The sequence below is a fragment of the Anaeromyxobacter sp. SG64 genome (assembly GCF_022690745.1).
Taxonomy (GTDB): Bacteria; Myxococcota; Myxococcia; order Myxococcales; family Anaeromyxobacteraceae; genus Anaeromyxobacter; species Anaeromyxobacter soli.
In genome coordinates, this window is the sequence record NZ_JALCZB010000063.1 from 1 (window position 1) to 25023 (window position 25023).

A 25023-nucleotide genomic window follows, 5' to 3' on the forward strand; every position below is an offset into this window, starting at 1 on the left:
TGGCCGACCCCGAGGCGCGCCCCGCGGAAGGCGCCGCGCCCGCCGGCGAGGCTCACGCGGCCCACCGGCCGCGGGGTGGCCGCGCCGGTGCGCCCTCGCCGCGCGCGCGGGAGAGCGCCTCGGGCCCTCCCGCCTCGCTGTCGGTGCACGTCCGGCCGTACGCGCAGCGCGCGCTGCTCGACGGGATCGAGGTGGCGCGCGGGGAGCAGCTCGTCCGCTTCTCGGTCGCGCCGGGCCGCACCCACGTCATCCAGATCGAGCACGCCTGCTGCACGCCGTTCGTCCGGGAGATCACCGCCGAGGAGGCGCAGCGCCTCGGCGAGCTGCGGGTGCCGCTCACGCCACGCCCGGCCCGGCTGCGCGTCGAGGGAGACCCGGCGACGCGCGTGTACGTGGACGGCAAGCTCGTCGGCACCGCGGGCGACTCGCAGCGCGCCTCGTTCGCGATCCCGGTGCCTTCCGGGGCGGACAGCCCCTACGAGGCGCCCGCCCGGATCGGCCTCGAGGCGGCCGGCGCGGCGATGCGCGACGTTCAGGTGAAGCTGCGGGCCGGGGGCGAGGTGATCGTCGCCGCCCCGACGGCGGCGCGGCAGCCGCCCCCGCCCTCCGGCGCGCCGGAGCCCGGCGCGGGCCCCGCGAGCGCGCCCCACTCCGACGGAGCCGTGACGCCGTGATCCCCCTCCTCATCGCGCTCGTGCTCACGGCCCCGCCGGAGCTGAAGCGCGCGAAGGACCGCTTCGAGTTCGGCGCCTACGCGGACGCGGCCGGCACGCTCCGGCGCTACCTCGCCACGGGCCCCTCGCTCAGCGAGGACGAGGCCATCGACGCCTACCGCATCCTCGGCATCTCCGAGTACCACCTCGGCGATCAGGCCCAGGCGCGCGCGGCGTTCGTGAACCTCCTCTCCCACGATCCCGACTACGCGCTCGACCCGTTCCTCGTCCCGCCGCCCATCGTCGAGTTCTTCGACCGCGTGAAGCGGGAGCACGAGCCCGCGCTCGCGCCGCTGCGCGAGCGGCGCCGCGCGCTGCGAGAGCAGGAGCGGCTCGCGGACGAGGCGAAGCGGCGGCTGCTGGCGGAGGAGCAGGCGCGCACCGGGCCGCCGACGAAGGTCGTGCGCGTCCAGGAGCGCCTGTACCTGTTCAACTGGATGCCGCTCGGCGCGGGCCAGTTCCAGAACGGCGATCGCGCCAAGGGGACCGCCATCGCGGCCGGCCAGATCGTGGCCGGCGTCGTGAACCTCTCCGCGATCATCTTCCACAACCAGCTCGCCGAGGACCGCACCCGCTCCTGCATCTCCGGCCAGCCGGGCTGCTCGCGGCCGCCGTACTCCGACTCGGACCGCGTGCTGCTCGGCCGGGTCGAGGCGGTGAAGTACGTGTCCGCCGGCCTGTTCTGGGCGCTCTACGCGTACGGGGTGTGGGACGCGCACAAGCACTTCGTGCCCATCGTCGAGACCGAGGTCTCGCCCGGTGGCGGCGCCGGGTCGGTCAAGCTGGAGTGGGCGTTCTGAGAGACCGATGACGATTCGGAACTGAGGCAAGTCGATCGTGGCAACGCTCATCGTGAAGAGCCCGGACGGCGTGGAGCGCGAGATCGCGCTCGTGAAGCGCATCACGAGCGTCGGGCGCGACGTGGAGAACGACGTGGCGGTGCCCGATCCCGGCATGCCGCGCACGGCGGTGCACATCCACTGGGACGGTCGCGAGTACAACGCCGCCGCGCACGACGGCGCGGACATGACCGTGAACGGCAAGCGGCGCGCGGCGTGGCGGCTCGGCCCCGGGGACCGGATCCGCGTCGCGGGGACCGAGCTCGTGTTCGACCCCGCCCCCCGCGCGGCCCCCGCCCGCCCGGGCCCGAGCTCCGGCCAGCGGCTCCTGGCCCTCGAGACGCTGGTCCGGTTCTCGGAGCGGCTGCTCGGCGCGAACGACCTCGCCCGGCTCCTCGACGAGCTCATCGACGCCCTGCTCGAGGTGACCCACGCCGACAAGGGCTTCCTCATCCTGTTCGAGGACGGCGAGATGACCGTCCGGGCGGCGCGGAACGTGGCGCGCGAGACCATCGAGGGCGCGATGGCGCGGGTCTCCGACTCGATCATCCAGCGCGTCATCGACACGCGCCGGCCGATCGTGGTCGCCGACGCCCTGCACGACTCCGAGTGGTCCGGCTCGACCTCGGTCGTGAACCTGAAGCTCTGCTCGGTGATGTGCGCGCCGCTCATGCAGAAGGGCGACGTCTGCGGCGTCATCTACCTCGGGAACGACAGCGTGGTCTCGCTCTTCGACGACCGCGCGCTCGAGGCGCTCACCGTGTTCGCCGCCCAGGCGTCGCTGCTCGTGCAGAACGGCATGCTGCTCGACTCGCTGCGGCGCGAGAACGTGGCCCTGCGCGAGGCGGTGAGCTCGAAGCAGTACGGCGAGCTCATCGGCTCGGGGGCGTCGATGCGGGAGGTGTTCCGGCGCATCGAGAAGGTCGCCGGGACGGACATCAGCGTGCTCGTCTCGGGCGAGACCGGCACCGGCAAGGAGGTCGTCGCCCGCGAGATCCACCGCCGCAGCGGGCGGGGGAGCGGCCCGTTCGTCGCGGTGAACTGCGGGGCGATCCCCGAGGCGCTCCTCGAGTCGGAGCTGTTCGGCCACGTGCGCGGCGCGTTCACGGGCGCCATCGCCACCCGGCCCGGCAAGTTCCAGGCGGCGCACGGCGGGACCCTGTTCCTCGACGAGGTGGGCGAGATGCCGGCCGCGCTGCAGGTGAAGCTCCTGCGCGCGCTCCAGGAGCGCTCGGTGACGAAGGTCGGCGACACGCGCCCGGAGCCGGTGGACCTCCGCGTGGTCGCCGCGACGAACAAGGTGCTCGAGGAGGAGATCCGCAAGGGCACGTTCCGGGAGGACCTCTACTACCGCCTCAACGTGGTCTCCATCCTCCTGCCGCCCCTCCGCGAGCGCGGCGAGGACCTCGTCGTGCTCGCGAAGTACTTCCTGCAGAAGTACGCGAAGGACTTCGGCGCGAAGGTGCGCGGGTTCGCGCCGAGCGCGGTGGTCGCGATGCGGAAGTACGCCTGGCCGGGGAACATCCGCGAGCTCGAGAACCGCCTCAAGAAGGCGGTCGTCCTCGCCGACAAGGCGCTCGTGTCGGCGGAGGACCTCGACCTGCGGCCGGAGAACCTCGAGCCCATCCTCCCGCTCGTCGCCGCGAAGGAGGAGTTCCAGAAGCGCTACATCAACGAGGTGCTCGAGCGGAACCAGGGCAACCGCACCAAGACGGCCAAGGATCTCGGCGTCGATCCGCGGACCATCTTCCGGCACCTGGAGAAGCTCGAGGCCGAGCGGCGCGGCCAGAAGCTCCCGCCCGACGAGGAGGACGACGCGTGAGGAGAACCGCCAGGGCGGCCGCGATCGCGGCCGTGGTCCTCTCGGGGTGCCCGCTGCCGCAGCCCCTGCCCGATTACCCCGAGGGCCAGCCGGTGACGCCGCCGCGCATCGTGGTCGACGACACCGTCCGCGCGGTGCTCCAGCCGGAGTCGATCGTGCGCGTCCCGGCGGGCTGCCCGCGCGAGCCCGTCTTCCCGCTCGGCGCGACGCTCCGCGACGCCATCACCAACGAGGCGGTCGTGGCGCGCTGGTTCGTGAACTACGACCCGACGAACCGCCCGAGCCTCGCAGTCCAGCAGGCCAACGACATCCTCGCCCCGGGCGACGGGACCGTCGACCCCACGCTGCGCGAGACCCCCGCGTTCCAGTTCCCCGCCTACCAGTACCCGAGCGCAGGCGGCAGCGCCGCGGCCGGCACCGCGGGCGCCCTCCACGTCGTGGAGCTCGTGGTGTCGAACGGCTTCGATCCCAACGCCGACGTCGCGACCGCCACGTCCGCGTATCGCAAGCCGAAGCTCGGGTTCGAGGTCCAGGTCTATCGCTGGGTGTTCTTGACGGTGCCGCCCTCCCCGGACGGCTGCACGGGCGCGGGCTGCGTCACCTGCCCGGCGCCGCCCGTGGTCCCGGCCGGCTGAGCGGGGAGCTCACCGCCGCTCCGGCGGCCGCGCGAGCGCCTCGCGCGCCTCGTGCAGCGAGGCCGCGGCCTGGTGGGCGAGGTTCGCCTCCTCCTGAGCGAACCGGTTCACCTGCGCCCGGTAGGCCCGGTGGAGCTCGAGCACCGCGTCGCGGGCGTGCGCGAGCTCCTTGCGCCCGCCGAAGCCCTGCGGATCCGGATCCGCCGCGTCGAGCCGGCAGCGCTCGGCGAGATCGTCCACGCGCTGCTCCCACTCCCGCGCCCAGATCTCCCAGCGCTGGATGGCGTCCTTCTCGCCGACCTCGTCCCCGAGGCGCCAGGCCCGCTCGTTCTGCTCGGCGTGCAGCGCCTCGAGCTCCGTCACGCACACCCGCAGCGCGGCGCGCGTCGGGAGCGCGCCCGTCGCGGGGGGCCGGTGGGGTCCGCGCAGGTTTCGCACGACGCTCGTCATCACCACCGCGAGCGCGAGGGCGATGACGGCGAAGTAGAGCAGCCAGAGCGCCGTCCGGTACGGCTTGTAGCGGGGGTCCCGCGGCACGCGCGGGACTCTGCCAAACGGGCGACGCCGCGTCGAGTGTTTGGGCGCCGGCGGCGGCTACTGATGACCTGCGAGCACCTCGAGGAACGTGCACGGGCGCCCGCTCCACATCGCCCGCAGGCACCGCACGTAGAAGACGGGACCGAACAGCCGCACGATGGTGACGGAGTGGAACAGCACGTCCCTGCCTGTGATCGCGCCCTGCACGCAGCGGGTGGATTGCATCGGCGGTGCCGGACGGCGCCGCGTCGGCCCGCGGGGAACCTCTCCAATCTGCAAGAGAATCCCCGGGGAGCCCCTTCGGGCGAGCGCGGAAGCCGTGAACTTTGCCGCCCCCTGGGGCGACGAATTTACAGCCTGCCGGTCGAGGGTGAGGCGCATTGCAGTTTTGAATCGAATGCTTTCAACCCTGAAAGGTCCGGACTGGATGCTTTTCAGCCCCGATCCGGAACATCTCGGGATCGTGGGACATATTTTCAGAACCCGAGTGGGCACGTCGATTGAAAGTCATCCCGCCAGGACGTTCGCATCGGCTTGGGGTCACCCCCCCCGCACTCCGAGCCGGCAGCCGGGCGTCCACTTGGGAGCTCTCGGCGCGGTCGCTTTCACCGTCGCTCGTACAACGCCGAAGACGGCGCCGAGAGCTGCCCTTTTCCTCTTCCTTCAGCGTCGACCGACCCGCCGCTCGAGCTCCGAGAGCGGGAGCTCGAAGACCACCGGCCGTCCGTGGGGGCAGCGCGCCTTGAAGTCGATGGCGTCGAGCCCGTCGAGCAGGGCGCGCGCCTCCTCCGGCGCGACGTCCTGGTTCGCGCGGACGGCGGCGTGGCAGGCCATCGTGGCGAGCAGATCGTGCAGCGCCTCGTCCACGGCGCTGCCGGTCCCCACGAGCTCGAGCTGACCCGCGAGATCGAGGAGCAGCCCCTCGAGGTCGACGCCGGCGAGCGCGGCCGGGGTGCCCTTCACGGCGAAGCTATCGCCGCCGAAGGGCTCGACGTCGAACCCCAGCCGGCCGAGCTCGGCGAGCCCGCCCTCGAGCGCCCGGGCGACCGCGGGAGGGAGCGTCACGACCTGAGGCAGCAGGAACGGCTGCACGGGGAGCTGCCTTGTCCGGAATGCCTCGCGCAGGCGGTGGAACAGGAGCCGCTCATGGCTCGCGTGCTGATCGATGACGACGAGCGTCCCGCCCGGGGCCTCGCACAGGAGGTAGGTCCGCGCGTGCTGCCCCACGTAGCGGAGCGAGGCGAAGTACCCGCCAGGCCGCGCCGTGCCCGTCTCGTCCGAGATCGGAAACGCGAACGCGGCCGTGGTGCCCGGCGCCGGCCTCGGGGGCGCGACGAGCGCGCCGCTCCCCTCCGGCGCGTGGGCCTCTCGCGCCCAGGCGAGCACCGCCGCCGTCTCCTCGCCGCCCGCGATCCCGTCGCCGGAGGGCACGAGCGCGTGGGGCGTGGTGGCGGCCCCCGTGCCCGCCGCGCCGCGGCCGTGTGCGAGCCAGGGGGCGGTGCGGAGCGTGCCGGCGATCGCGTGGAACAGGGCGTCGTACACCTCGCGCGCCTCCGCGAACCGCACCTCCAGCTTCTGCGGGTGCACGTTCACGTCGACGCGGTCGAGGGGCAGCTCCACGAACAGCACGCCCGCGGGGTGCCGCCCCGGCGGCAGCGTCCCGGCGAACGCGCGGAGCACCGCGTGAGCGGCCCCCCGGTCGCGGATGTAGCGACCGTTCACGAAGAGATAGAGCGCGCGCCCGGTCGCCTCCGAGTGATCGGGTGAGCACACGAGCCCGCGCACCCGGACCGGGCCGCGCGCGGCGTCCACCGGCACGAGGTGCCGGTGCGCGTCGCGGCCGAGCGCCTGCGCGGCGCGATCGGCGAGCTCCGCACCGGCGCGAGCGCCGAGGACGAGCCGCCCGGCGGATCGCAGCGTGAACCCGACGTCCGGGCGCGCGAGGGCGAGGCGCACCACCGCCTCGCTGACGTGGCCGGCCTCGGTCGGCGGTGCGCGCATGAACTTGCGGCGCGCCGGGGTGTTGAAGAAGAGGTCCCGCACCTCGATGGTAGTGCCGCGCGGACGCGCGACGGGGCCCGCCGCGACGCGCGCGCCGCCCTCGATCTCGAGCCGGGTCCCGGCGCCGTCCTCCGCCGCTGCGGTGTCGAGCCGGAACCGCGCCACCGACGCGATCGCCGGCAGCGCCTCGCCGCGGAACCCCATCGTCGCGATGGCCGCGAGGCCGGCGGCGTCCCGCAGCTTCGACGTGGCGTGCCGCTCGAGCGCGAGGTGGGCGTCCTCGCTCGTCATCCCGCACCCGTCGTCGGCGACCCGCACCAGCGCGAGGCCGCCCTCCTCCACGTCGATCGCGACGGAGGTCGCGCCGGCGTCGAGCGCGTTCTCGACGAGCTCCTTCACGATGGACGCCGGGCGCTCCACCACCTCGCCCGCGGCGATCTGGTTCACGAGCCCGGGCGGAAGGACCTGGATGCGCGGCATCGCGGTGTCGTACCACACCGCCCGGACCCGCGGTGCCGGGTGGCCCGTCCCCGTCCGTCCGTTTGACGAGCGTGGGTACACCCGTCTATGAGGTGCGCGATGGCGGGAGGGAAGAGCCGAGGCCGAACGGGAGCCGGGAAGCGCACGCGCGCGCCCAGGCCCGAGGCCCGCGCACGTCCCGCGCCCAGGCCCAAGCCCACGCATCCGGTGCTGGGGAACGACCCGTTCGCGCGGGGTGCAGCGCCGCGCGAGCCGGTGCCCGCGGTGGCGCGCGCCGGGGTGAGCGGACCGATCCCGACCTCGACCTCGACCCCAGCCGCGACCACGACCAGGATCCCGACCCCGACCCCGACCCCGACCGCACCTCAGGCCCCCTCCCCCGACGCCGCGCGGCTCCGCGCCGCCGCCGATCGGCTCGGCGCGCTGGAGCACCGCGTCGAGAGCACGCTCGAGGGGCTCGAGCACCGGCTCGCCGACGTCGCCGGCCGCGCGGGGCTCGCGTCGGCCGCCGGGGAGCTGAGGGAGACGCTCGCCCGGCTGTTGCCGCGCGTGAAGCACGCGCTCGGGAGCGCGATCGACCTGGCGCGCCTGCTCGAGCCACCCGAGCGGCTCGACCGGTACGGGCTCGACGCGCGCTTCCACGAGCGAGCGCAGCCGCTCCTCGACCTGCTGTACGCGACCTGGTGGCGCACCGAGGCGCGCGGCCTCGACCGCGTGCCGCCGGCCGGTGCCGCCATCGTCGTCGCGAACCACGCAGGGGCCGTGCCGTGGGACGCGCTCGTGCTCCGGCACGCGCTCCACCGCGACCACCCCGCCCGGCGAGACCTCCGTCCCCTCCTCGACGATCGCGAGGCCGGGCTGCCCGTGTTCGGTGCGCTCGCGATCCGCCTCGGGGCGATCCGTGCCGCGCCCGAGCCCGCAGAGCGCATCCTGCGGGACGGGGGGCTCCTCGGCGTCTTCCCCGAGGGGAGCGCGGTCGCGCGGAAGGCGTGGGGCGAGCGCTACTGCATCGAGCGGTTCGGCCGCGGCGGCTTCGTGAAGCTCGCGCTCCGCACCGGCGCGCCCATCATCCCGTGCGCCATCGTGGGCAGCGAGGAAGCCTCCCCGGCCATCTCGCGGCCGGGCTGGCTCGGGGCGGCGCTCGGCCTCCCTGCCCTGCCCCTCGACTCGCTCCGGGTCGGCGCGGCCGGCCTCGTGCCGCTCCCTTCGCGCTGGTCGCTCCGGTTCGGCGATCCGATCGACCTGAGCGGCGCGGGCCCGGACGCGGTGCACGATCCCTCGACGGTGAGCGCCCTCACCGAGCGCGTGCGGTCGACGCTCCAGGCGATGCTCGACGAGGATCTGGCCGCGCGTCGCTCCGTGTTCCTCTGACCGGCGGCTTTCGGGGCCGCGTCGACCGCGGACGAACGCCGGCGCCGGCGAGCTCCAGCTCGCGTCTAGCCGAGGACGAGGGCGGGGTCGGTGTGGGCCCGCGCGAGCAGCTCGTCGCGGGCCTGCTCGTAGCCAGGGCGGCCGAGGAGCCCCTGGGCGTAGCGCTTGCCGGCCTCCACCCCGGGCTGGTCGAACGCGTTCACCCCGTACAGGCCGCCCGCGTACGCGGTGGCGAGCTCGAGGAGCATCAGGAGCTCTCCCATGGCCCGCGCGTCGAGGCGCGGGAGCTGGATCGAGACCGTGGGGCGCCCCGCCTTGCGCAGCGCGGCCTCGGTCGCGCGCCGCTCCGCCTCGATGAGCTCGCCCATCGTGTGGCCGTCGAGGTACGCGATCTCTCCATGCGGGCGGTACGTGTCGGGCACCGGGATCGACACGTCGGCCCGCGGCTGGACGACCCGCACGAACGTCACGACCTTGTCGTGCGGCCCCTCCATCATGAGCTGCATCGAGGAGTGCTGGTCGGTGGCGCCCACCGCGCGGAACGGCGTCGGGCCGACCTCGGGGCGCTTCCCGAGCGACTCCGCCCAGAGCTGCACGAACCAGTCGCCCGTGTCGCGCAGCCCGTCCGCGTAGGGCATGAGCACGTGGATCCGCCGCCCCTTTTGCCGGTCCATGAGGTGCAGCACGCCGGCGTAGAGCAGCGCCGGGTTCTCGCGCAGCGCGCCGGAGCGGCAGCGCGCCTCCATCGCGGCGGCCCCCGCGAGGAGCGCGGTGAGGTCGACCCCGCCCGCGGCGGCCGGCAGGAGCCCCACGGCGCTGAGCGCGCTGAAGCGACCGCCCACGCTCGCGGGCACCGGCAGCGCCCGCAGCCCCTCCGCGTCGGCGATGGCGCGGAGGGCGCCCTTCGCCGGGTCGGTCACGAGGACGCAGCGCGAGCGATACCCCTCCTCGCCGAACCGGGCGATGCAGCGCTCCCGCAGGACGAGGTGCTGCGCCATGGTCTCGGCGGTGCCGCCGGACTTCGTGATGGTGGCGAAGCAGGTCTCCTCGAGCTCGAGCGTGCCGAGGAGCGCCTCGAAGGTGGCGGGGTCCGAGTTGTCCGGGAAGAAGACGCGCATGGCGCCGCGCCGGTCGCGCGGCAGGAGGTTGTGGAAGGGGTGCGTGAGCGCCGAGAGGATGGCGCGGCCGCCGAGGGAGCTGCCGCCGATCCCGAGCACGACGAGGTTCTCGAACCGGGCGGCGAGATCGCGCGCGAGCGCGGCGCTCGCGTCGGCCGTGGCCGCGTCCCGCGGCAGGTCGGCGAAGCCGAGCTCGCCCGAGCGGCGCCGCGCCTCGAACCCGTCGAAGGCGGCCGCCGCGGCGGGCGCGAGCGCGTCGAGCGCGTTCGCGCCGAGGCCGTCGGCGGCGGCGTCGAAGCAGCCGTTCACGTCGAGTGACAGGCGATCCATGGGTTCCCTCCCGGTGCGCCGCCACTCTAGCGACGGTCCGCCGCGCTGGCGAGGACTCGCGGCGCGGGGGCCCCGACGGTGTCCGACGGCCCTCAGCCCGGATCCGGGACTGCGGCGGAGCGGGGCGCCGCCCCCGCGGCCGTGCGGTGGGCGAAGCGGACGCGGTCCGGCGCCATCCGGAGGTCGCGCACCAGGCCGACCGCGGAGAGGAGCCGGAGCGCGTAGAAGGAGACGTCGATCTCCCACCAGAAGAAGCCCTGGTGCGCCGTCGACGGGTAGAAGTGGTGGTTGTTGTGCCACCCCTCCCCGAGCGTGAGGAGCGCGAGCAGGAGGCTGTTCCGGGAGCCGTCCCCCGTCTCGTAGCGCCGGCGGCCGAACACGTGGGCGAGCGAGTTGATGGCGAACGTCCCGTGCCACAGGAGCACCGTCGAGACGCAGAAGCCCCAGAGGAACGCCGGCAGCCCACCCGCCAGGAAGAGGCCGCCCCCGAGGGCGAGCGGCACGGCGAGGTGCCAGCGGTCGAGGACGCGGAGCTCGGGGTAGACGGCGAGGTCCTTCACCCGCTCGAGCTTCGTCGCGTCGTAGCGGCGCGCCAGGATCCAGCCGACGTGGCTCCACCAGAAGCCGCGCTCGAGCGGCGAGTGCACGTCCTCGGGGCCGTCGGAGTACCGGTGGTGGTCCCGGTGGTGGGCGGCCCACCAGAGCGGCCCCTTCTGGACGGCCGACGCGCCGAGCACCGCCAGGGCGAGCTGGAAGGGGCGCGACGTGCGGAACGCGCGGTGCGAGAAGTAACGGTGGTACCCGGCCGTCACGCCGAACATCCGGAGGAGGTAGAGACCGACGGCGAGGGCGATGTAGCGGCCCTCGACGGGCGCGAGGAAGGGCGTCGCGAGGGCGGCCGCATGGACCGCGAAGAACGGGAGGGAGTGACCCCAGTGGATCGCGTCGAGGTTCCGGGGAGGCGTGGTCGTCATCTCCGGGCGATCTGGCGAGCGGCCGTCATGGGCGGGTCACCGCGCGCACGGTGGCCCGCCCCGCGGCGGAGCGCGGGGGATGCGCCATGCTGGATCGAGGACCACCCTTCGTGTGGGAGGGCCGGGGACCGGCGGGGAGCTCCTTCCGACCGCCTGGCTGCGCCATGGAGATGCTCGAGACCCCCACGACGGTCGAGGCGGCGAACGACGTCCAGAAGGAGGCGTTCATCCGCCTCATGGCCGAGACGCTCCCGCTCGCGGGCTACTCGGGGGTTCGGGCCGATCTCCCGGGCTGGGACCAGCCCGAGGTGATCCACGGCGCGATGCGCGATCACCGCCCGGCGCTCTTCTGCGACGCCCCGAAGCCGGTGTTCCTCGACGTGCTCTCACCCGGTCCGGTGACGCTCGAGGACGTCGCGAGCCGGTGGCAGCTCTTCGCCTCCGCCGCGGAGCTCACCGGGGGCGAGTTCCACGTCGTCATCCCGCGCTGGGTGGCGGGGCGCGACGGGAAGCAGATCGCGAAGCAGATCGCCGAGCTCGTCGGCGTCCGCATCGGCTTCATCTGGGCTGTCTAGCCGCCCTTTTTCCTCACGGCGCCGACGCGGAGGAGGTGGACGGCGCAGCCGCTCCGCCCTCGCCCGCCGCGGCCACGGCCCGCAGGAACGCCCAGAGATCCTCGCTCGCCTCGGCTCCCGGCGGCTCGATCCCATCGGTGCGGGCCGGATGGCTGCGCATCAGCTCCCGGAAACGGTCGTGCGACAGCCGCTCCGCGACCGCCGTGAGATCCGGCCCGCGCTCCCCGCCGGCGGTCCGCAGCCGGTGACAGGCGACGCAGCGCGCGCCGAACTCGCCCGACCCGAGCCGGGCCCGGTCGGAGGCGCCCGGGGGCGCGGCGAGCGCCGTCCCGAGCGTCTTCTGCCAGAAGACGATCTCGAGCGCGCGAACCCCGTGCGCCCACCAGGAGGCCTGCCGGGGATCCGTGGTGAGCCCCGCCTGCTCCAGGTTGGGCCACGCGAGGACGCGCATCGCGATCGGCGCGCCGTCGGCCCGGTCCGCGACCACCGGCCGCAGCTGGCGGATCAGGGTGAGCGGGATGGGGACGGCCGTGCCCTCGGTGGTGCGCACGATGACGGTGTCCGTCCCCTTCTTCGGCGCGGCGCGCTCCGAGACGAGCAGCGCGAGCGGGGTGCCCTCCCAGAGCGCCTCGCGGCCGGAGACCGGGTCGACGCCGCGCACGGCGCGGCGGGGGAGCGCGGCGAGGTCCTTCTCACCGACCGCGTAAGGCCCCCCGTCGACGGCGCCGCGGATCTCGATCACCGTCTCGCCCTGCGCGGAGCGCGGCAGGCGCGCGCCGGAGGAGCACGCGGCGAGGGCGAGCAGGAGGACGAAGCGGACGTTTCTCATCGGCTGCCTTTCGGGATATCTTGCGCGCACTCTGAAGGAGTGATCCCGCATGGCACGCGCGTTCATCGGAAGCATGGAGTGCCGGGTCGTGGTGGACAAGGATCTCGGCGACAGCTGGGCCGTCGCGGTGTACCCGCCCGCCGCGTCGCCGCTCGTCGTCAAGATCCAGGGCAACGACAAGGAGAAGGCGACGCTCGGCGCGCTCGAGGTCCTGCAGAAGGCCGGCAAGATCGATCGCTTCGAGCTCTGAGCGGGGCCCGGCCCGCCGCGGCGCGCGGCCCGTCCTCCGTGGGCGCGGCGCCTGCGCGGCCTCACCCGGGCTCCGTCCGGACCACCGCGCCGTCGGGGAGCGCCGCGAGCAGCTCCGCCAGCGCCGCGTCCACCCGCGTCCCGTCCTTCGCCTCGATCGTCACCTTCACGCGGTGATCGGCTTCGTCGAAGCGCGGGTAGCTGCCGATCTCCACCGCCGGGTGTGCCTCCGCGACGCGCGCGAGCGCCGGCGCGATCTCGTCCTCCCCGAGCGAGAGGAAGACGCACGCGAGGTGGAACGGATCGGCCGCGAGCAGGTGCGCGATCCGGTCGAACTGCCAGCGGAAGAACTGCGGCACGCCCGGGAGCATGACGACGTTCTCCACCACGAGGGTCGGGAACGACGGGTCTCCGAGCAGGCGCGTCCCCTCGGGCACGTCCGCCATGCGCAGCGTCGCCTCGGGCGGCTCCGCCCCGTCGTGATGGCGGCGGTGCATCGCGCGGAGGCTCTCGACCAGCGCGCCCGAGCGCACGAGCCGGCGCCCGAGGGCGCGCGCCACGGCCGGGACCGTCACGTCGTCGTGGGTCGGGCCGACCCCGCCCGAGGTGAACACCCAGGTGGCGCGGCGACGGGCGCGGTCCACGGCGTCGACGACGTCGTCCACGCGGTCCGGGAGGGTCAGGATGGCGTCGAGCTGCACGCCGAGATCGCGCAGGCGGCGCGCGGCCCACGGGCCGTTCTCGTCCTGCACCTTCGCGGAGAGCACCTCGTTGCCGATGACGACGAGGATCGCCGTGGGACCGGGCATCCCATCTAAGTAGAGGGCGCGCGCGAGATCCGCAAATCGCGCGACGGGGCGCGGCGCTGCCGCGGGGGCGTCTCGGGGCCGAAGGGCGGGTCCGCGGCCCGCGTCAGCGGCCGGAGCGGAGCTTCTCGACCGCGGCCCAGACCGCGTCCGCCACGGCCTCCACCGGCGCCTCGCCGTCGAGCTCCACCACGCGCTGTCCCGCGGCGCGGAGGAGCGCGATGCCGCGGTCGTAGCTCCGCGCCACCGCGCGCTGGAAGTCCGACACCTCGTACAGCTCCGGGTCCATCGTCGCGGCGCGCCGCCGCTTCAACGCCACCGCCGCGCGGGCGCGCAGGAAGAGCGTCACGTCCGGCGTGGCCGCGCGGGCGTTCACCGCCTCGACCCAGGCCAGCGCGCCGGTCGTGAGCCCCTGGTAGGCGAGCGACGAGAGGGTGAAGCGGTCCGAGACGACGTCGACGCCCTCCGCCAGCTTGGGGGCGATCTCGGCGGCGACGTGGTCGAGACGATCGGCGGCGAAGAGCAGCGCGAGCGCGCCGGGATCGAGCTCACCCTCCCCCCGCCCGCCCACGACCCGCCGCGACAGCGCCTGGCGGACGAGGCTCCCGATCGGACCTCCGGACGGCTCGGCGGTGACGTGGACCGCCCGGCCCGCGCCGCGGAGGCGATCGCCGAGCAGACGCGCCTGCGTCGTCGTCCCGGCCCCGTCGAGCCCCTCGAGGACGATGAAGCGGCCGCGGCGGACGCGCCTCGCCGGCATGTCAGTGATCGAGCCCCAGCATGCCGCGGAGCGCGAGCAGGCGGGAGAAGAGCGCGTCCTCGTCGCGCATCAGGCGCCGCGCGCGGAGCGCCTCGCGCAGGGCGAGGGCCGCGAGGACCGCGGCGAGCACGACGGCGAGGTAGAAGAACACCGGCGGTCCGGTCGGGATCTTCCGCGCGACGCCGGGCGCCGGGGTCCCCCAGCGATCCCAGCCGAGCTTCACGGCGAGACCGATGCCGATGAGGGCCGCGAAGCCGACGTACGCGCCACGCCGGACGTGGTCGATCGAGCGGCGGATCTCGAGGCGCGCCGCGAGCGCGTCGTGCTCGGCGCGCAGCGCGGCGGGGTCCTGGGCGGGGGTGGTCACCATCGGGCCGTTTCTACCGCTGACCGAAGCGGGCGGCAATCGCGTCCTGGACCGCCCCGAGCGTCGCGGCGAGCTTGACGCCCGGGTTCCGGAGGGGCGAGGCGATCCCCGGCAGCGTCCCGTCGTGGTAGCCGACCTTGAAGTCCGAGAACTTGAGCCCGTGCGCCGTGGAGATCACGACCACCCGCTCGCCCCTGCGGATCGCGCCGCGCGCGGCGAGCTTCTCGAGCGCGGCCAGCGCGACGCCCGTGTGCGGACAGGTGAACAGCCCGGCGCGGTCGGCGCGCGCCGCGGCGTCCGCGAGCTCCTGCTCCGTGGCCTGCTCGACGACGCCGTCGAGCGCCTCGAGGGCGCGCAGCGCGCGCTTCGCCGACACGGGGGCGCCGATCTGGATCGCCGAGGCGAGCGTCCGCTGCGCCGCGACCGGGGGCACGACCACCGCCGCGGTCGGCCTCACGCCGGCGCCGCTCGTCGCCCGCCACAGCGGGTTCGCCTGCGCCGCCTGCGCGACGACGAGGCGCGGGAGCCGGTCGACGAGCCCGAGCTCCTTCATGAGCAGGAAGCCCTTCCCGACCGCGCTCGCGTTCCCGAGGTTGCCGCCCGGGATCACGATCCAGTCCGGCGAGCTCCAGCCGAGCTGCTGCGCGATCTCGATGGAGGCGGTCTTCTGCCCCTCGATGCGCAGCGAGTTCATCGAGTTCGCGAGGTAGATGTCCTTCGTGTGCGCGAGCTCCCGCACGACGCGCATGCAGCCGTCGAAGTCGGTGTCGAGCTCGAGCACGAGCGCGCCGTTCGAGATGGGCTGGACGAGCTGGGCGGTCGAGATCTTGCCGCGCGGCAGGAGGACGACGCTCGGGATCCCCGCGGCGGCGCAGTAGGCGCTGAGGGCGGCGGAGGTGTCGCCCGTCGAGGCGCAGGCGACGGCGCGCACCGCCTGGCCGCGGGCGCGCATCTCGTTCACCGCCGAGACGAGCACCGTCATGCCCAGGTCCTTGAAGGACCCCGTGTGCGTGACGCCGCACTCCTTCACCCAGACGTCGTCGAGGCCGAGCTCGCGGGCGTAGCGGTCCACCCGCAGGAGCGGGCTGCCGCCCTCGAACATCGAGACGACGTTCTCGGTCGCGAGCTGCGGGTAGACCCACTCCTTCTTGCCCCACACGCCGGAGCCGTACGGCCACGCGCCGAGCTTGAAGCGGGAGTCGAAGAGCGCCTTCCAGTCGTCGCCGGATCGCGCGGCGAGCGCCGCGCGATCGTGCTCCACCTCGAGCAGCCCGCTGCAGCGCGGGCACTCGTAGACGACGTCGACGAGCTCGGCGCGGAAGTCGCAGCCCGCCGCGCAGCGGAACCAGGCCGAGGGGGCCGGAGCGGACGCCCGAGCGGACACAGGTCACCTCCCCTTCTGCAGCAGGCCGTGGACGCGCTCGGCGGCGAGCGCGAGGCGCGCCTCGTCCTCGACGAGCGCGATGCGGACGAAGCCCTCGCCGGCGGCGCCGAACCCGACCCCCGGCGCGACGCAGACCCCCGCCTCCTCCACGAGCCGGCGGGCGAACTCGAGCGAGCCGAGCCCGCGGAACGGCTCGGGGATGGGCGCCCAGGCGAACATGCTCGCCGCGGGCGGCGGGATGCGCCAGCCCGCCGCACCGAACGCGGCGACGAGCGCGTCCCGGCGGCGCTGGTAGCGCGCGCGGTTCGCGACGACGTCCTCCTCGCACTCGTCGAGCGCCGTCACCGCCGCGAGCTGGGTCGGGCCGAACAGGCCGTAGTCGAGGTAGCTCTTCACGCGCGCGGCCGCGGCGACGAGCGCGGCGTTCCCGGCGCAGAACCCCACGCGCCACCCCGCCATCCCGTAGCTCTTCGAGAGCGACATGAACTCGAGCGTGCGCTCGCGCGCCCCCGGGATGGTGAGCATCGCCGGCGCGCGTCCCCCGTCGAACACGAGGTCGCCGTAGGCGAGGTCGGAGATGATGAAGAGGTGCCGGGCCTCGGCGAAGCGGACGATCTTCTCGAGGAGCTCGGGCGTCGCGACCGCGGCGGTCGGGTTCGCGGGGAAGTTCACCACGATCCCCTTCGGGCGCCGCTCGGCCTTCTCCGTCGCCTCGACGAGCGAGTCGAAGAAGTCGAACCCGGGCCCCACGCGCACCGGGATCGTCTCCGCGCCGGCGAGCACCGCGCCGTAGGCGTGGATGGGGTACGTCGGCGTGGGCGCGAGCACCGCGTCGCCCTCGGCGAGGAGGCCGAGCAGCGCGTGGCCGATGCCCTCCTTCGAGCCGATGGTGATGAGCACCTCGCGGGCGGGGTCTACCTCGACGCCGTGCCGGCGCTTCCACCAGCGTGCGGCGGCGGCGCGGAGCTCGGGCAGGCCGCGGGGATCGAGGTAGCGGTGGAGGCGCGCATCCCCAGCCGCCTCCCTCAGCCGCTCGACGACGCGCGCCGGGGCGCCGCGGTCCGGGTTCCCCATCGAGAGGTCCACGACGTCCACACCGCGGGCGATGGCCTCGTCGCGGAGCCGATCCGTGATCGTGAAGACGTACGTGGGGAGCCGCTTGACGCGCGCGAACACCTCGGGGTCGTGGAAGGTTTTCATGGAGGGACCCGCCAATTTGCCGGGAGCCGCCCCGCATTTCAAGGGGGCGAGCGAAGCCTCACGGCGGCGGCCGCGCGCCGCACGCCGGGCACGAGCGGCCGCGGACGAGCGCGCCGCAGCCGCAGACGTGCCCTGCCGGCGCGGCCGGCGCGCCGGAAGCCCCGCCCGCGAGCGGCAGGCGCATCCCGCACTGGCCGCAGATCCGCTCGCCGGGGAGCGCCGGGCTCCGGCAGTAGCGGCAGGTGACGAACACGGGGAGCGGCGTCGGCCCGTCGTCCGGCCCCTGCTGCGCCGTCCGCTCGAGGCCGTCCAGCGCGGGCGCGTCGACGTCCTGCGGCGCGATGCGCGTCTGCTCGAGCTCGAGCGGCGGCGGCGCCACCGCGCCGGCAGGCGCGTGGGCGGTCGGCTCGAGGCCCTCCACGGGCGGCGCGTCCGCCGCCCACGTGGCGGGATGGAGGGTCGGCTCCAGCCCGTCGAGCGCGGCCATCCCCGCGGCGAGGTCGGCCTCCGGCGCGAGCGGGCCGCCGCAAAGCTCGCACGCCCCTGCGCCGGGCTGGGAGTGGTCGCACACCGGACAGACGATCATCGCGGGGGAGTGTAGCGCATCAGCCGGCGGCGCCGGTGAGCGGCACGAAGCGGACGGGGATGAGCTCGGTCCAGACGTTCGCGCCGTCGTTGCCCTTGTCGACGGCGCGCAGCACCTGCAGGTCGGGCGCCTCGCCCACCGGGATCACCATCCGGCCGCCGGGCGCGAGCTGGGCGACGAGGGCGGGCGGCACCTCCGGGGCGGCGGCGGTCACGAGGATCCGCTCGAAGGGCGCGGCCTCGGGCCAGCCCGCCCCGCCGTCTCCGGTGCGGAGGCGGAGGTTCTGGAGACCGAGCGTGCCGAGCAGGACCTCGCGCGCGCGCTCCGCGAGCGCGGGGACGATCTCGATCGAGAACACCTCCGCCGCGAGCCGCGCGAGGAGCGCCGTCTGGTACCCGGAGCCGGTCCCGACCTCGAGCACGCGCTCGCGGCCGCCGAGGCGGAGCTGCTCCGTCATGTAGGCGACCACGAACGGCTGGGAGATGGTCTGGCCGAAGCCGATGGGCAGCGGGTGATCCGCGTCCGCCGAGCCGCGCAGGTCCGGGGGCACGAACAGCTCGCGCGGCACCTCGGCCACGGCGCGCAGGACCGCGGGATCCCGGATGCCCATCGCCTCCAGGGCGCGCGACAGGTCGGCGCTCACGAGGCCATCCTAGACGGTCGGTCACGACCGGGAAACGGTGAGACCGAAGCCTGCCGCTCAGCCGATCTGCGCGAGGGAGAGCCGCCCGGACCAGCGCTCCCCGAGCGCCTCGGCGGCCGGCCGGTGCTCGGCGCGGCGCAGCTCGGGATCGGCCTCCACGAGCGCGAACGCGTCCTCGCGCGCCTCCTCCAGGATGGCCTCGTCGCGGTAGAGGTCGGCGACCTCGAAGAGCTTCTGGCCCGACTGGCGCGTGCCGAGGAGCTCGCCTGGGCCGCGGATGCGAAGGTCCACGCGGGCGATCTCGAACCCGTCCTGCGTCTCCTCCATGGCGTGGAGCCGCTCCCGCGCCTCGTCGCCCACCCGCTTGAAGTGCGCGATGAGGAGGCAGTGGCTCCGCGACGCCCCCCGGCCGACCCGCCCGCGGAGCTGGTGGAGCTGGGAGAGCCCGAAGCGCTCGGCGTGCTCCACGATCATCACGCTCGCGTTCGGGACGTCCACGCCCACCTCGATGACGGTGGTCGCGACGAGCACGCGGAGCGCCCCCGACCGGAAGCGATCCATCACGGCCTGCTTCTCGTCGCCCTTCATCTTGCCGTGGAGGAGCCCGACCTCGTGGCCGGCGAAGACGCGGCGCAGCTCCTCCGCGCCCGTCGTCGCGTCGGCGAGATCGGTCTTCTCGGACTCGGCGACGAGCGGGTAGACCACGTACACCTGCTGCCCCGCCTCGAGCTCCCGCCGCGCGACGTCGTAGGCGGCCCGCCGCTGCGAGTCGCCGTAGACCCTCGTCGCGACCGGGGTGCGGCCCGGAGGGAGCTCGCCGATCTTGGACTGGTCGAGGTCGCCGTAGAACGCGAGGGCGAGCGTGCGCGGGATCGGCGTCGCCGTCATCACGAGCACGTCGGGGCGGCGCCCCTTCGAGATGAGCTTCGCGCGCTGCAGCACGCCGAAGCGGTGCTGCTCGTCCACGACCACGAGGCCGAGGCGATCGAACGCGACGTCCTGCTCGAGGAGCGCGTGGGTCCCCACCGCGATCCGGGCCGTGCCGTCCGCCACCCGGGCGCGCGTCTCCTTCTGCCCCTTCCCGCGAGACGCGGCCGCGACGAGCGCGACCTCGACGCCGGTCCCCGCGAGCCAGCCCGCGAGCGTGCGGGCGTGCTGCTCGGCGAGGAGCTCCGTCGGGACCATGAGGGCGGCCTGGTGGCCGGAGCGGACGGCGACCATCATCGCCGCGAACGCGACGGCGGTCTTGCCGCTGCCCACGTCGCCCTGAAGCAGCCGGTTCATCGGCTCGGGCCGGGCCATGTCGCGGGCGATCTCGTCGAGCGCCCGGGCCTGCGCGCCGGTGAGCAGGAACGGGAGGAGCTCGAGCGCGCGCGCGATCACCGCCGGCGAGGCGTCGAACGCGATGCCAGGCTCGGTGCGCACGCCCCGCCGGCGCAGCGCGAGGGCGAGCTGCAGGAAGAAGAGCTCCTCGAAGACGAGCCGGCGGAAGGCGGGGGTGGCGCGCTCGGCGGCGAGCGCGAGGTCGGTGCCGGGCGGGGGGAAGTGCGCGTCGTGCAGCGCCGCGGCCCGCGAGAGGAGCTCGCGCCGCGCCCGCACCTCGGGCGGCAGGTCGTCCACCACGAGCGGCGCGTGCTCGTCGACGAGCCGCTTCACGAGCCTGCGCAGCGCCGGGTGCTGGTAGTCGGCCGGGCCGGCGTAGATGGGGACGATGCGCCCGAAGCTCGCCGAGTCGCCCGCCGTGAGCTTCTCGACCTCGGGCTGGCTCATCTGGAGCCGCCGGCCGAACCCCTCGGTCACCTTGCCCGAGCAGAGGAGCCCTTCACCCGCCGCGAACTGCCGCAGGCGCCACGGCGGCGGGTTGAAGAACACGAGCTCGAGCGCGCCCGACGCGTCGGCCACGCCGACCTTCAGGAGCGGCCGCCCGTTCCGCATGCGCTGCACGCGGACGTGCTTCACCGTGCCGAGCACGATCCCCTCGTCGCCGGCCCGCAGCTCCGCGACGCGCCGGACGTGCGTGCGGTCCTGGTAGGCCTTGGGGAAGAACTCGAGCGCCTGCTCCACCGTGGTGCGCCCGCGCTCCTCGAGCTGGGCGCGCGTCGCGGGGTGGACGCGGGGAAGCTCGGCGAGCGCCGTCGCGAGCCGCTTGCGGCGGGCGGCGCGCTCCTCCGGCGAGCGCGGAGGAGGCGCCTCCGTCCAGGGCTCGGGGGCCGGCGGGGGCGAGGCGGTCGTCGTCGGGGACGCGGACGCGGACGAGGACGAGGACGAGGACGCGGTCGGGGTCGGGGTCGGGGTCGGGGTCGGGGTCGGGGTCGGGGTCGGGGTCGGGGTCCGTGCCGCGGGCGTGGACGGAGCCGCGGGCGTGGACGGAGCGGCGGGCGTGGACGGAGCGGCGGGCGTGGACCGCGCGGTGGGCGAGGTCGGCGCCGCGGGCGCGATCCTCCTGCTCTTCCCGAGCTCGGTCCGCCCGAGCCGGGCGACCTCGCGCAGCTCGTCGGGCACGGGGATGAGCGCGGAGAGGCCGCCCGCGATGCGCGTCAGCGCGGCGCGACGGCCGTCCAGGGGGAGCGCGTCGAACCCGTCGGCCTCGACCGCGAGCCGCTGCAGCGCCGGGGTGTCGGGCGCGCCGGCGGCCCGGGCGCGGGCGATGGCGCCGCGCGCGAGCTCGCCGAAGCCCTTGAGGCGCGCCGCGCCGACGAAGCCGTCCTTGACCGCGAAGCGGAGCGGCGGCACGAGCGCCGCGAGCGCCTGCTGCGCGGCCTCGAGGCCGGGACCCGGCTCCCCGGCGGCGGGCGCATCGCCCTGGCGGCCCCTCCGCTCCACGGCGCGAGGCTACCAGCGCGGTCCGACTACTCCCCGGACTCGGCGGGCAGCTCCTCCTCGACGAAGGCGATGGAATGGATCTCGTACTCCTTCTCGCCGCCGGGGGTGCGCACCGTCACGGTGTCCCCCTCCTCGCGCCCGATGAGCGCGCGCGCGATGGGGCTCGTGACCGAGATCCGCCCCTGCTTCAGGTCCGCCTCGAGCTCACCGACGATCCGGTAGGTCACCTGATCGCCGGAGTCGGAGTCCTCGAGCGACACGGTCGCGCCGAACACGACGCGATCGCCGACGTGCTTCGAGACGTCGATGACCTCGGCGCTCGCGATCCAGTGCTCGACCTGGAGGATGCGGCCCTCGATGTGGCTCTGCTTCTCCTTGGCCGCGTGGTACTCGGCGTTCTCGGAGAGATCGCCGTGGGATCGCGCCTCGGCGATCTCCTTCACGATCTTCGGGCGCTCGACGTTCTTCAGGCGCTTGAGCTCCTCCTTGAGCCGGAGGAGGCCGCCCTTCGTCATGGGGACGCGCTCGGACATCATCCACCTTCCGAAAAAATGACTGCGGCCGGCCCGAGAAGCCCGGGGCGGCCGCTTCCAGACCTTTCAGTAGAGCGCCCGCGGCTTGCTGTCAACGGGACGCCTGCCGGCCGACCCCGTGGTACTCCTGGATCGAGCGAACGCTCGGACTGCCGCCGCGGGCGGCCTCCATCGCCCCCACCGCCGCTCGGGCGCCGGTCAGGGTGGTGAAGTAGGGCAGGCCCTTCATCAGGGTCTCCCGCCGGATGGAGTAGCTGTCGGCGATCTCCTGCTTGCCGGCCGTCGTGTTGAACACGAGGTGAACGTCCCCGTCCTTGATGCGGTCCACGATCGAGGGGCGCCCCTCGTGCAGCTTGAGGACGAGCGTGGTGGGGATGTCGCGCGCCCCGAGGTACGCGCTCGTCCCGGCGGTGGCGAGCACCTCGAAGCCCAGGGCGACGAGCCGCCGCGCGACGTCCACGATGGCGGGCTTGTCGGAGTCCTTCACCGAGACGAACGCCCGGCGCCCGGCGCCGGTGCCGGGGAGCGTGTTGCCCGCCGCCGCCTGCGCCTTGAAGAACGCCCGGTAGAAGTCGAGGTCGATGCCCATGACCTCGCCGGTCGAGCGCATCTCGGGCCCGAGCATGGTGTCGACCCCCGGGAAGCGCGCGAAGGGGAAGACCGCCTCCTTGACCGAGACGTGCCGCGGCCGCTCGGCCCCGCGCGCCCCCGCCTCCTCGAGGCTCTTGCCCACCATGCAGAGCGAGCCCGCCTTCGCGAGCGGCAGGCCCGTCGCCTTGCCGACGAACGGCACGGTCCGGCTCGCGCGCGGGTTCACCTCGAGGACGTACACGTCGTCGCCCTGGATGGCGAACTGGACGTTCATGAGGCCGACGACGCCGAGCTCCTTCGCGAGCTCGACGGACTGACGCCCGATCTCCGCGACCTTGTCGGGCGCGAGGCTGAACGGCGGCAGGGCGCACGCGGAGTCGCCGGAGTGGATGCCGGCCTCCTCGATGTGCTCCATCACGCCGCCGACCACCACGTCGCGGCCGTCGGAGACCACGTCCACGTCGACCTCGGCCGCGTCCTTGAGGAAGCGATCCACGAGGACGGGGCGCTCGTTCGAGGCCTGCACCGCCTCACGCAGGTAGGTCTCGAGGTCCTTGTCGTCGTACACGACCTCCATGGCGCGGCCGCCGAGCACGTAGGACGGGCGGACCATGACCGGGTAGCCGATGCGCCGCGCGACCGCGAACGCCTCGCCGGCGCTGCGCGCGACCCCGTTCTCCGGCTGGCGCAGCCCGAGCTTCACGATGAGCTCGGCGAAGCGCTCGCGGTCCTCGGCCCGGTCGATCGCGTCGGGCGTCGTGCCGAAGATCGGCACGCCCAGCTCGTGGAGCGGCACCGCGAGCTTGAGCGGCGTCTGCCCGCCGTACTGGACGATGAGCCCCTCCGGCTTCTCGACGTGGACGATCTCGAGCACGTCCTCGAGCGTGAGCGGCTCGAAGTAGAGCCGGTCGGAGGTGTCGTAGTCCGTCGAGACCGTCTCCGGGTTGCAGTTGACCATGATGGTCTCGTACCCGGCCTTCGACAGCGCGAACGACGCGTGCACGCAGCAGTAGTCGAACTCGATGCCCTGCCCGATGCGGTTCGGGCCGCCGCCGAGGATCATCACCTTGCGGCGATCGGTCGGCGCCGCCTCGCACTCCTCCTCGTAGGTGGAGTACAGGTACGGCGTGTAGGCCTCGAACTCGGCGGCGCAGGTGTCGACCCGCTTGAACACCGGCCGGACCCCCGCCTTCCAGCGCGCGTCGCGCACCGCCTTCTCGGTCGTGGTGACGAGCTGGGCGATGCGCTTGTCCGAGAAGCCCATCCGCTTCACGGTACGGAACGCCTCGGCGCCGGCGGGGAGGCCGCCCTCCGCGAGCCTCGCCTCCGCGCGGACGATCCCCGCCATCTCGCGCAGGAACCAGGGGTCGACGTAGGTCAGCGCGTAGAGGTCGTCCACCGACAGGCCGGCGCGGAGCCCCTCCGCGATCCAGAAGATGCGGTGGGAGCGCGGCACGCGGGCCTGCGCCTTGATGCGCTCCACCTCGTCGGCCGAGTACGCGTCGCCGGGGCGCTTGCCGAGCGGCGACTCGAGCCCGCAGCGGTCGATCTCGAGCCCGCGGAGCGCCTTCTGCAGGCTCTCCTGGAACGTCCGGCCGATGGCCATGACCTCGCCGACGGACTTCATCTGCGTCGTGAGCGTGTCGTCGGCGCCCTTGAACTTCTCGAACGCGAACCGCGGCACCTTCGTCACGACGTAGTCGATCGTCGGCTCGAAGGAGGCGGGCGTGTAGCGGGTGATGTCGTTCTTGAGCTCGTCGAGCGTGTAGCCGACGGCGAGCTTGGCGGCGATCTTGGCGATGGGGAACCCGGTCGCCTTGGAGGCGAGCGCGGACGAGCGCGACACGCGCGGGTTCATCTCGATGACGACCATCCGACCCGTGCGCGGGTGCACGCCGAACTGGATGTTCGAGCCGCCGGTCTCGACGCCGATCTCCCGGATGATGCGGACCGCGGCGTCCCGCATCCGCTGGTACTCCTTGTCCGTCAGCGTCTGCGCGGGCGCCACCGTGATCGAGTCGCCCGTGTGGACGCCCATCGGGTCGAAGTTCTCGATCGAGCAGATGATGACGACGTTGTCGTGCTTGTCGCGCATCACCTCGAGCTCGTACTCCTTCCACCCGATGATCGACTCCTCGCAGAGGATCGTGTGCGTCGGGGAGAGGGTGAGCGCGCGCTTCGCCAGCGGCTCGAACTCCTCGCGGTTGTAGGCGACGCCGCCTCCCTCGCCGCCCATCGTGAAGGACGGGCGGATGATCACCGGGAAGCCGATGTCCTCGGCGATGGCGCGGGCCTCGTCCCAGCTCGTCGCGTAGCCGGACTTGGGCAGCTCGACGCCGACGCGCTGCATGGCGTCCTTGAAGAGCAGCCGGTCCTCGGCCTTCTCGATCGCCCCGAGCTGCGCGCCGATGAGCTCGACCCCGTGGCGAGCGAGCGCCCCGTTCCGCGCGAGCGCGACCGCGAGGTTCAGCGCCGTCTGCCCGCCGAGCGTCGGGAGGAGCACGTCCGGCTTCTCGCGCGCGAGGATCTGCTCGGCGACCTCCGGGGTGATCGGCTCGACGTAGGTCCGGTCGGCGAACCCCGGGTCCGTCATGATCGTGGCGGGGTTCGAGTTGAGGAGGACGATCTCGAAGCCCTCCTCCTTGAGCGCCTTGCAGGCCTGGGTGCCCGAGTAGTCGAACTCGCAGGCCTGGCCGATGACGATCGGCCCGGAGCCCACGATCATGATCTTCCGGATGTCGGTGCGACGCGGCATATGGGGCGGGGAACCTAGCACACCTCGGGCCGACCTCGACACGGTCGGCGAGCCTCGGCGCATGCCGCCCGGCGCGCCGGCCGGCGGCGCCGGGGAGCCGCC

General features: G+C 74.1%; 22 protein-coding genes and 1 pseudogene. 7 read left to right on the forward strand and 16 right to left on the reverse strand.

The features are described from left to right. The 4 genes and pseudogenes from MNZ29_RS16710 to MNZ29_RS16725 all read left to right on the forward strand — a co-directional run. Positions 1-674: pseudogene (locus tag MNZ29_RS16710) on the forward strand (serine/threonine protein kinase); the annotation flags it as partial. Beyond that, entirely contained in the window at positions 671-1513 is an 843-nt protein-coding gene (locus MNZ29_RS16715) for a tol-pal system YbgF family protein (RefSeq protein WP_242340010.1), read from the forward strand. The pseudogene MNZ29_RS16710 and the gene MNZ29_RS16715, both read left to right, overlap by 4 nt. 37 nt (positions 1514-1550) lie before the next feature. After that, complete coding sequence (locus tag MNZ29_RS16720; protein WP_242340009.1) at positions 1551-3374, forward strand: sigma 54-interacting transcriptional regulator; 1824 nt, start codon at positions 1551-1553, stop codon at positions 3372-3374. After that, a complete protein-coding gene (locus MNZ29_RS16725; protein WP_242340008.1) occupies positions 3371-4009 on the forward strand; it encodes a hypothetical protein in 639 nt (212 codons plus the stop codon). The genes MNZ29_RS16720 and MNZ29_RS16725 overlap by 4 nt, the downstream gene beginning before the upstream one ends. 9 nt (positions 4010-4018) lie before the next feature. Here the strand turns inward: MNZ29_RS16725 and MNZ29_RS16730 are convergent, their stop codons facing one another. The 3 genes from MNZ29_RS16730 to mutL all read right to left on the reverse strand — a co-directional run bounded on the left by MNZ29_RS16730 (position 4019) and on the right by mutL (position 7027). Then, complete coding sequence (locus MNZ29_RS16730; RefSeq protein ID WP_242340007.1) at positions 4019-4546, reverse strand: hypothetical protein; 528 nt, start codon at positions 4544-4546, stop codon at positions 4019-4021. Between the two features lie 57 nt (positions 4547-4603). Next, positions 4604-4771: a hypothetical protein gene (locus MNZ29_RS16735; protein WP_242340006.1), complete on the reverse strand. Its 168-nt coding sequence runs from the start codon at positions 4769-4771 to the stop codon at positions 4604-4606. A gap of 438 nt (positions 4772-5209) precedes the next feature. Beyond that, positions 5210-7027, reverse strand: coding sequence for a DNA mismatch repair endonuclease MutL (gene mutL, locus MNZ29_RS16740; protein ID WP_242340005.1), 1818 nt, complete (start codon positions 7025-7027; stop codon positions 5210-5212). A gap of 207 nt (positions 7028-7234) precedes the next feature. Between mutL and MNZ29_RS16745 the strand changes: the two genes are divergently transcribed. Then, the gene (locus tag MNZ29_RS16745; protein ID WP_242356001.1) at positions 7235-8398 is read left to right on the forward strand and encodes a lysophospholipid acyltransferase family protein; all 1164 of its coding nucleotides are present in this window, start codon (positions 7235-7237) and stop codon (positions 8396-8398) included. 65 nt (positions 8399-8463) lie between these two features. On the opposite strand, the gene MNZ29_RS16750 is transcribed toward MNZ29_RS16745, so the two are convergent. Further along, a complete protein-coding gene (locus MNZ29_RS16750; RefSeq protein WP_242356003.1) occupies positions 8464-9846 on the reverse strand; it encodes a glucose-6-phosphate isomerase in 1383 nt (460 codons plus the stop codon). Positions 9847-9938: 92 nt separating this feature from the next. Next, a complete protein-coding gene (locus MNZ29_RS16755; RefSeq protein WP_242356005.1) occupies positions 9939-10820 on the reverse strand; it encodes an acyl-CoA desaturase in 882 nt (293 codons plus the stop codon). Positions 10821-10984: 164 nt separating this feature from the next. Here MNZ29_RS16755 and MNZ29_RS16760 point away from each other — a divergent pair, with 164 nt between their 5' ends. Continuing rightward, a complete protein-coding gene (locus MNZ29_RS16760; RefSeq protein ID WP_242340001.1) occupies positions 10985-11395 on the forward strand; it encodes a hypothetical protein in 411 nt (136 codons plus the stop codon). 13 nt (positions 11396-11408) lie between these two features. On the opposite strand, the gene MNZ29_RS16765 is transcribed toward MNZ29_RS16760, so the two are convergent. Beyond that, positions 11409-12224: a hypothetical protein gene (locus tag MNZ29_RS16765; RefSeq protein ID WP_242340000.1), complete on the reverse strand. Its 816-nt coding sequence runs from the start codon at positions 12222-12224 to the stop codon at positions 11409-11411. A gap of 49 nt (positions 12225-12273) precedes the next feature. Between MNZ29_RS16765 and MNZ29_RS16770 the strand changes: the two genes are divergently transcribed. Next, entirely contained in the window at positions 12274-12474 is a 201-nt protein-coding gene (locus MNZ29_RS16770) for a hypothetical protein (protein ID WP_242339999.1), read from the forward strand. Positions 12475-12535: 61 nt separating this feature from the next. Here the strand turns inward: MNZ29_RS16770 and MNZ29_RS16775 are convergent, their stop codons facing one another. The 10 genes from MNZ29_RS16775 to carB all read right to left on the reverse strand — a co-directional run bounded on the left by MNZ29_RS16775 (position 12536) and on the right by carB (position 24921). Then, complete coding sequence (locus MNZ29_RS16775; RefSeq protein WP_242356006.1) at positions 12536-13282, reverse strand: molybdopterin-binding protein; 747 nt, start codon at positions 13280-13282, stop codon at positions 12536-12538. Between the two features lie 103 nt (positions 13283-13385). Then, on the reverse strand, positions 13386-14039 hold the full coding sequence (tmk, locus tag MNZ29_RS16780) for a dTMP kinase (protein WP_242356008.1): 654 nt from the start codon (positions 14037-14039) through the stop codon (positions 13386-13388). 1 nt (position 14040) lies between these two features. Beyond that, positions 14041-14409 (reverse strand): hypothetical protein, encoded by a 369-nt coding sequence (locus MNZ29_RS16785; RefSeq protein ID WP_242356010.1) that lies wholly within the window; start codon positions 14407-14409, stop codon positions 14041-14043. A 10-nt stretch (positions 14410-14419) separates the two neighbouring features. Beyond that, the gene (gene thrC / locus MNZ29_RS16790) at positions 14420-15790 is read right to left on the reverse strand and encodes a threonine synthase (RefSeq protein WP_242356012.1); all 1371 of its coding nucleotides are present in this window, start codon (positions 15788-15790) and stop codon (positions 14420-14422) included. Between the two features lie 3 nt (positions 15791-15793). Beyond that, positions 15794-16990 (reverse strand): aminotransferase class I/II-fold pyridoxal phosphate-dependent enzyme, encoded by a 1197-nt coding sequence (locus MNZ29_RS16795; RefSeq protein WP_242339994.1) that lies wholly within the window; start codon positions 16988-16990, stop codon positions 15794-15796. 58 nt (positions 16991-17048) lie between these two features. Beyond that, the gene (locus MNZ29_RS16800; RefSeq protein ID WP_242339993.1) at positions 17049-17576 is read right to left on the reverse strand and encodes a hypothetical protein; all 528 of its coding nucleotides are present in this window, start codon (positions 17574-17576) and stop codon (positions 17049-17051) included. 19 nt (positions 17577-17595) lie between these two features. Continuing rightward, the gene (locus tag MNZ29_RS16805) at positions 17596-18219 is read right to left on the reverse strand and encodes a protein-L-isoaspartate(D-aspartate) O-methyltransferase (protein WP_308197069.1); all 624 of its coding nucleotides are present in this window, start codon (positions 18217-18219) and stop codon (positions 17596-17598) included. Positions 18220-18276: 57 nt separating this feature from the next. Continuing rightward, positions 18277-21042: an ATP-dependent DNA helicase RecG gene (recG, locus tag MNZ29_RS16810; RefSeq protein WP_242356014.1), complete on the reverse strand. Its 2766-nt coding sequence runs from the start codon at positions 21040-21042 to the stop codon at positions 18277-18279. A 26-nt stretch (positions 21043-21068) separates the two neighbouring features. Further along, positions 21069-21575: a transcription elongation factor GreA gene (gene greA / locus MNZ29_RS16815; RefSeq protein WP_242339991.1), complete on the reverse strand. Its 507-nt coding sequence runs from the start codon at positions 21573-21575 to the stop codon at positions 21069-21071. 91 nt (positions 21576-21666) lie between these two features. Continuing rightward, positions 21667-24921: a carbamoyl-phosphate synthase large subunit gene (gene carB, locus MNZ29_RS16820; RefSeq protein ID WP_242356016.1), complete on the reverse strand. Its 3255-nt coding sequence runs from the start codon at positions 24919-24921 to the stop codon at positions 21667-21669. Positions 24922-25023: the final 102 nt, after the last annotated feature.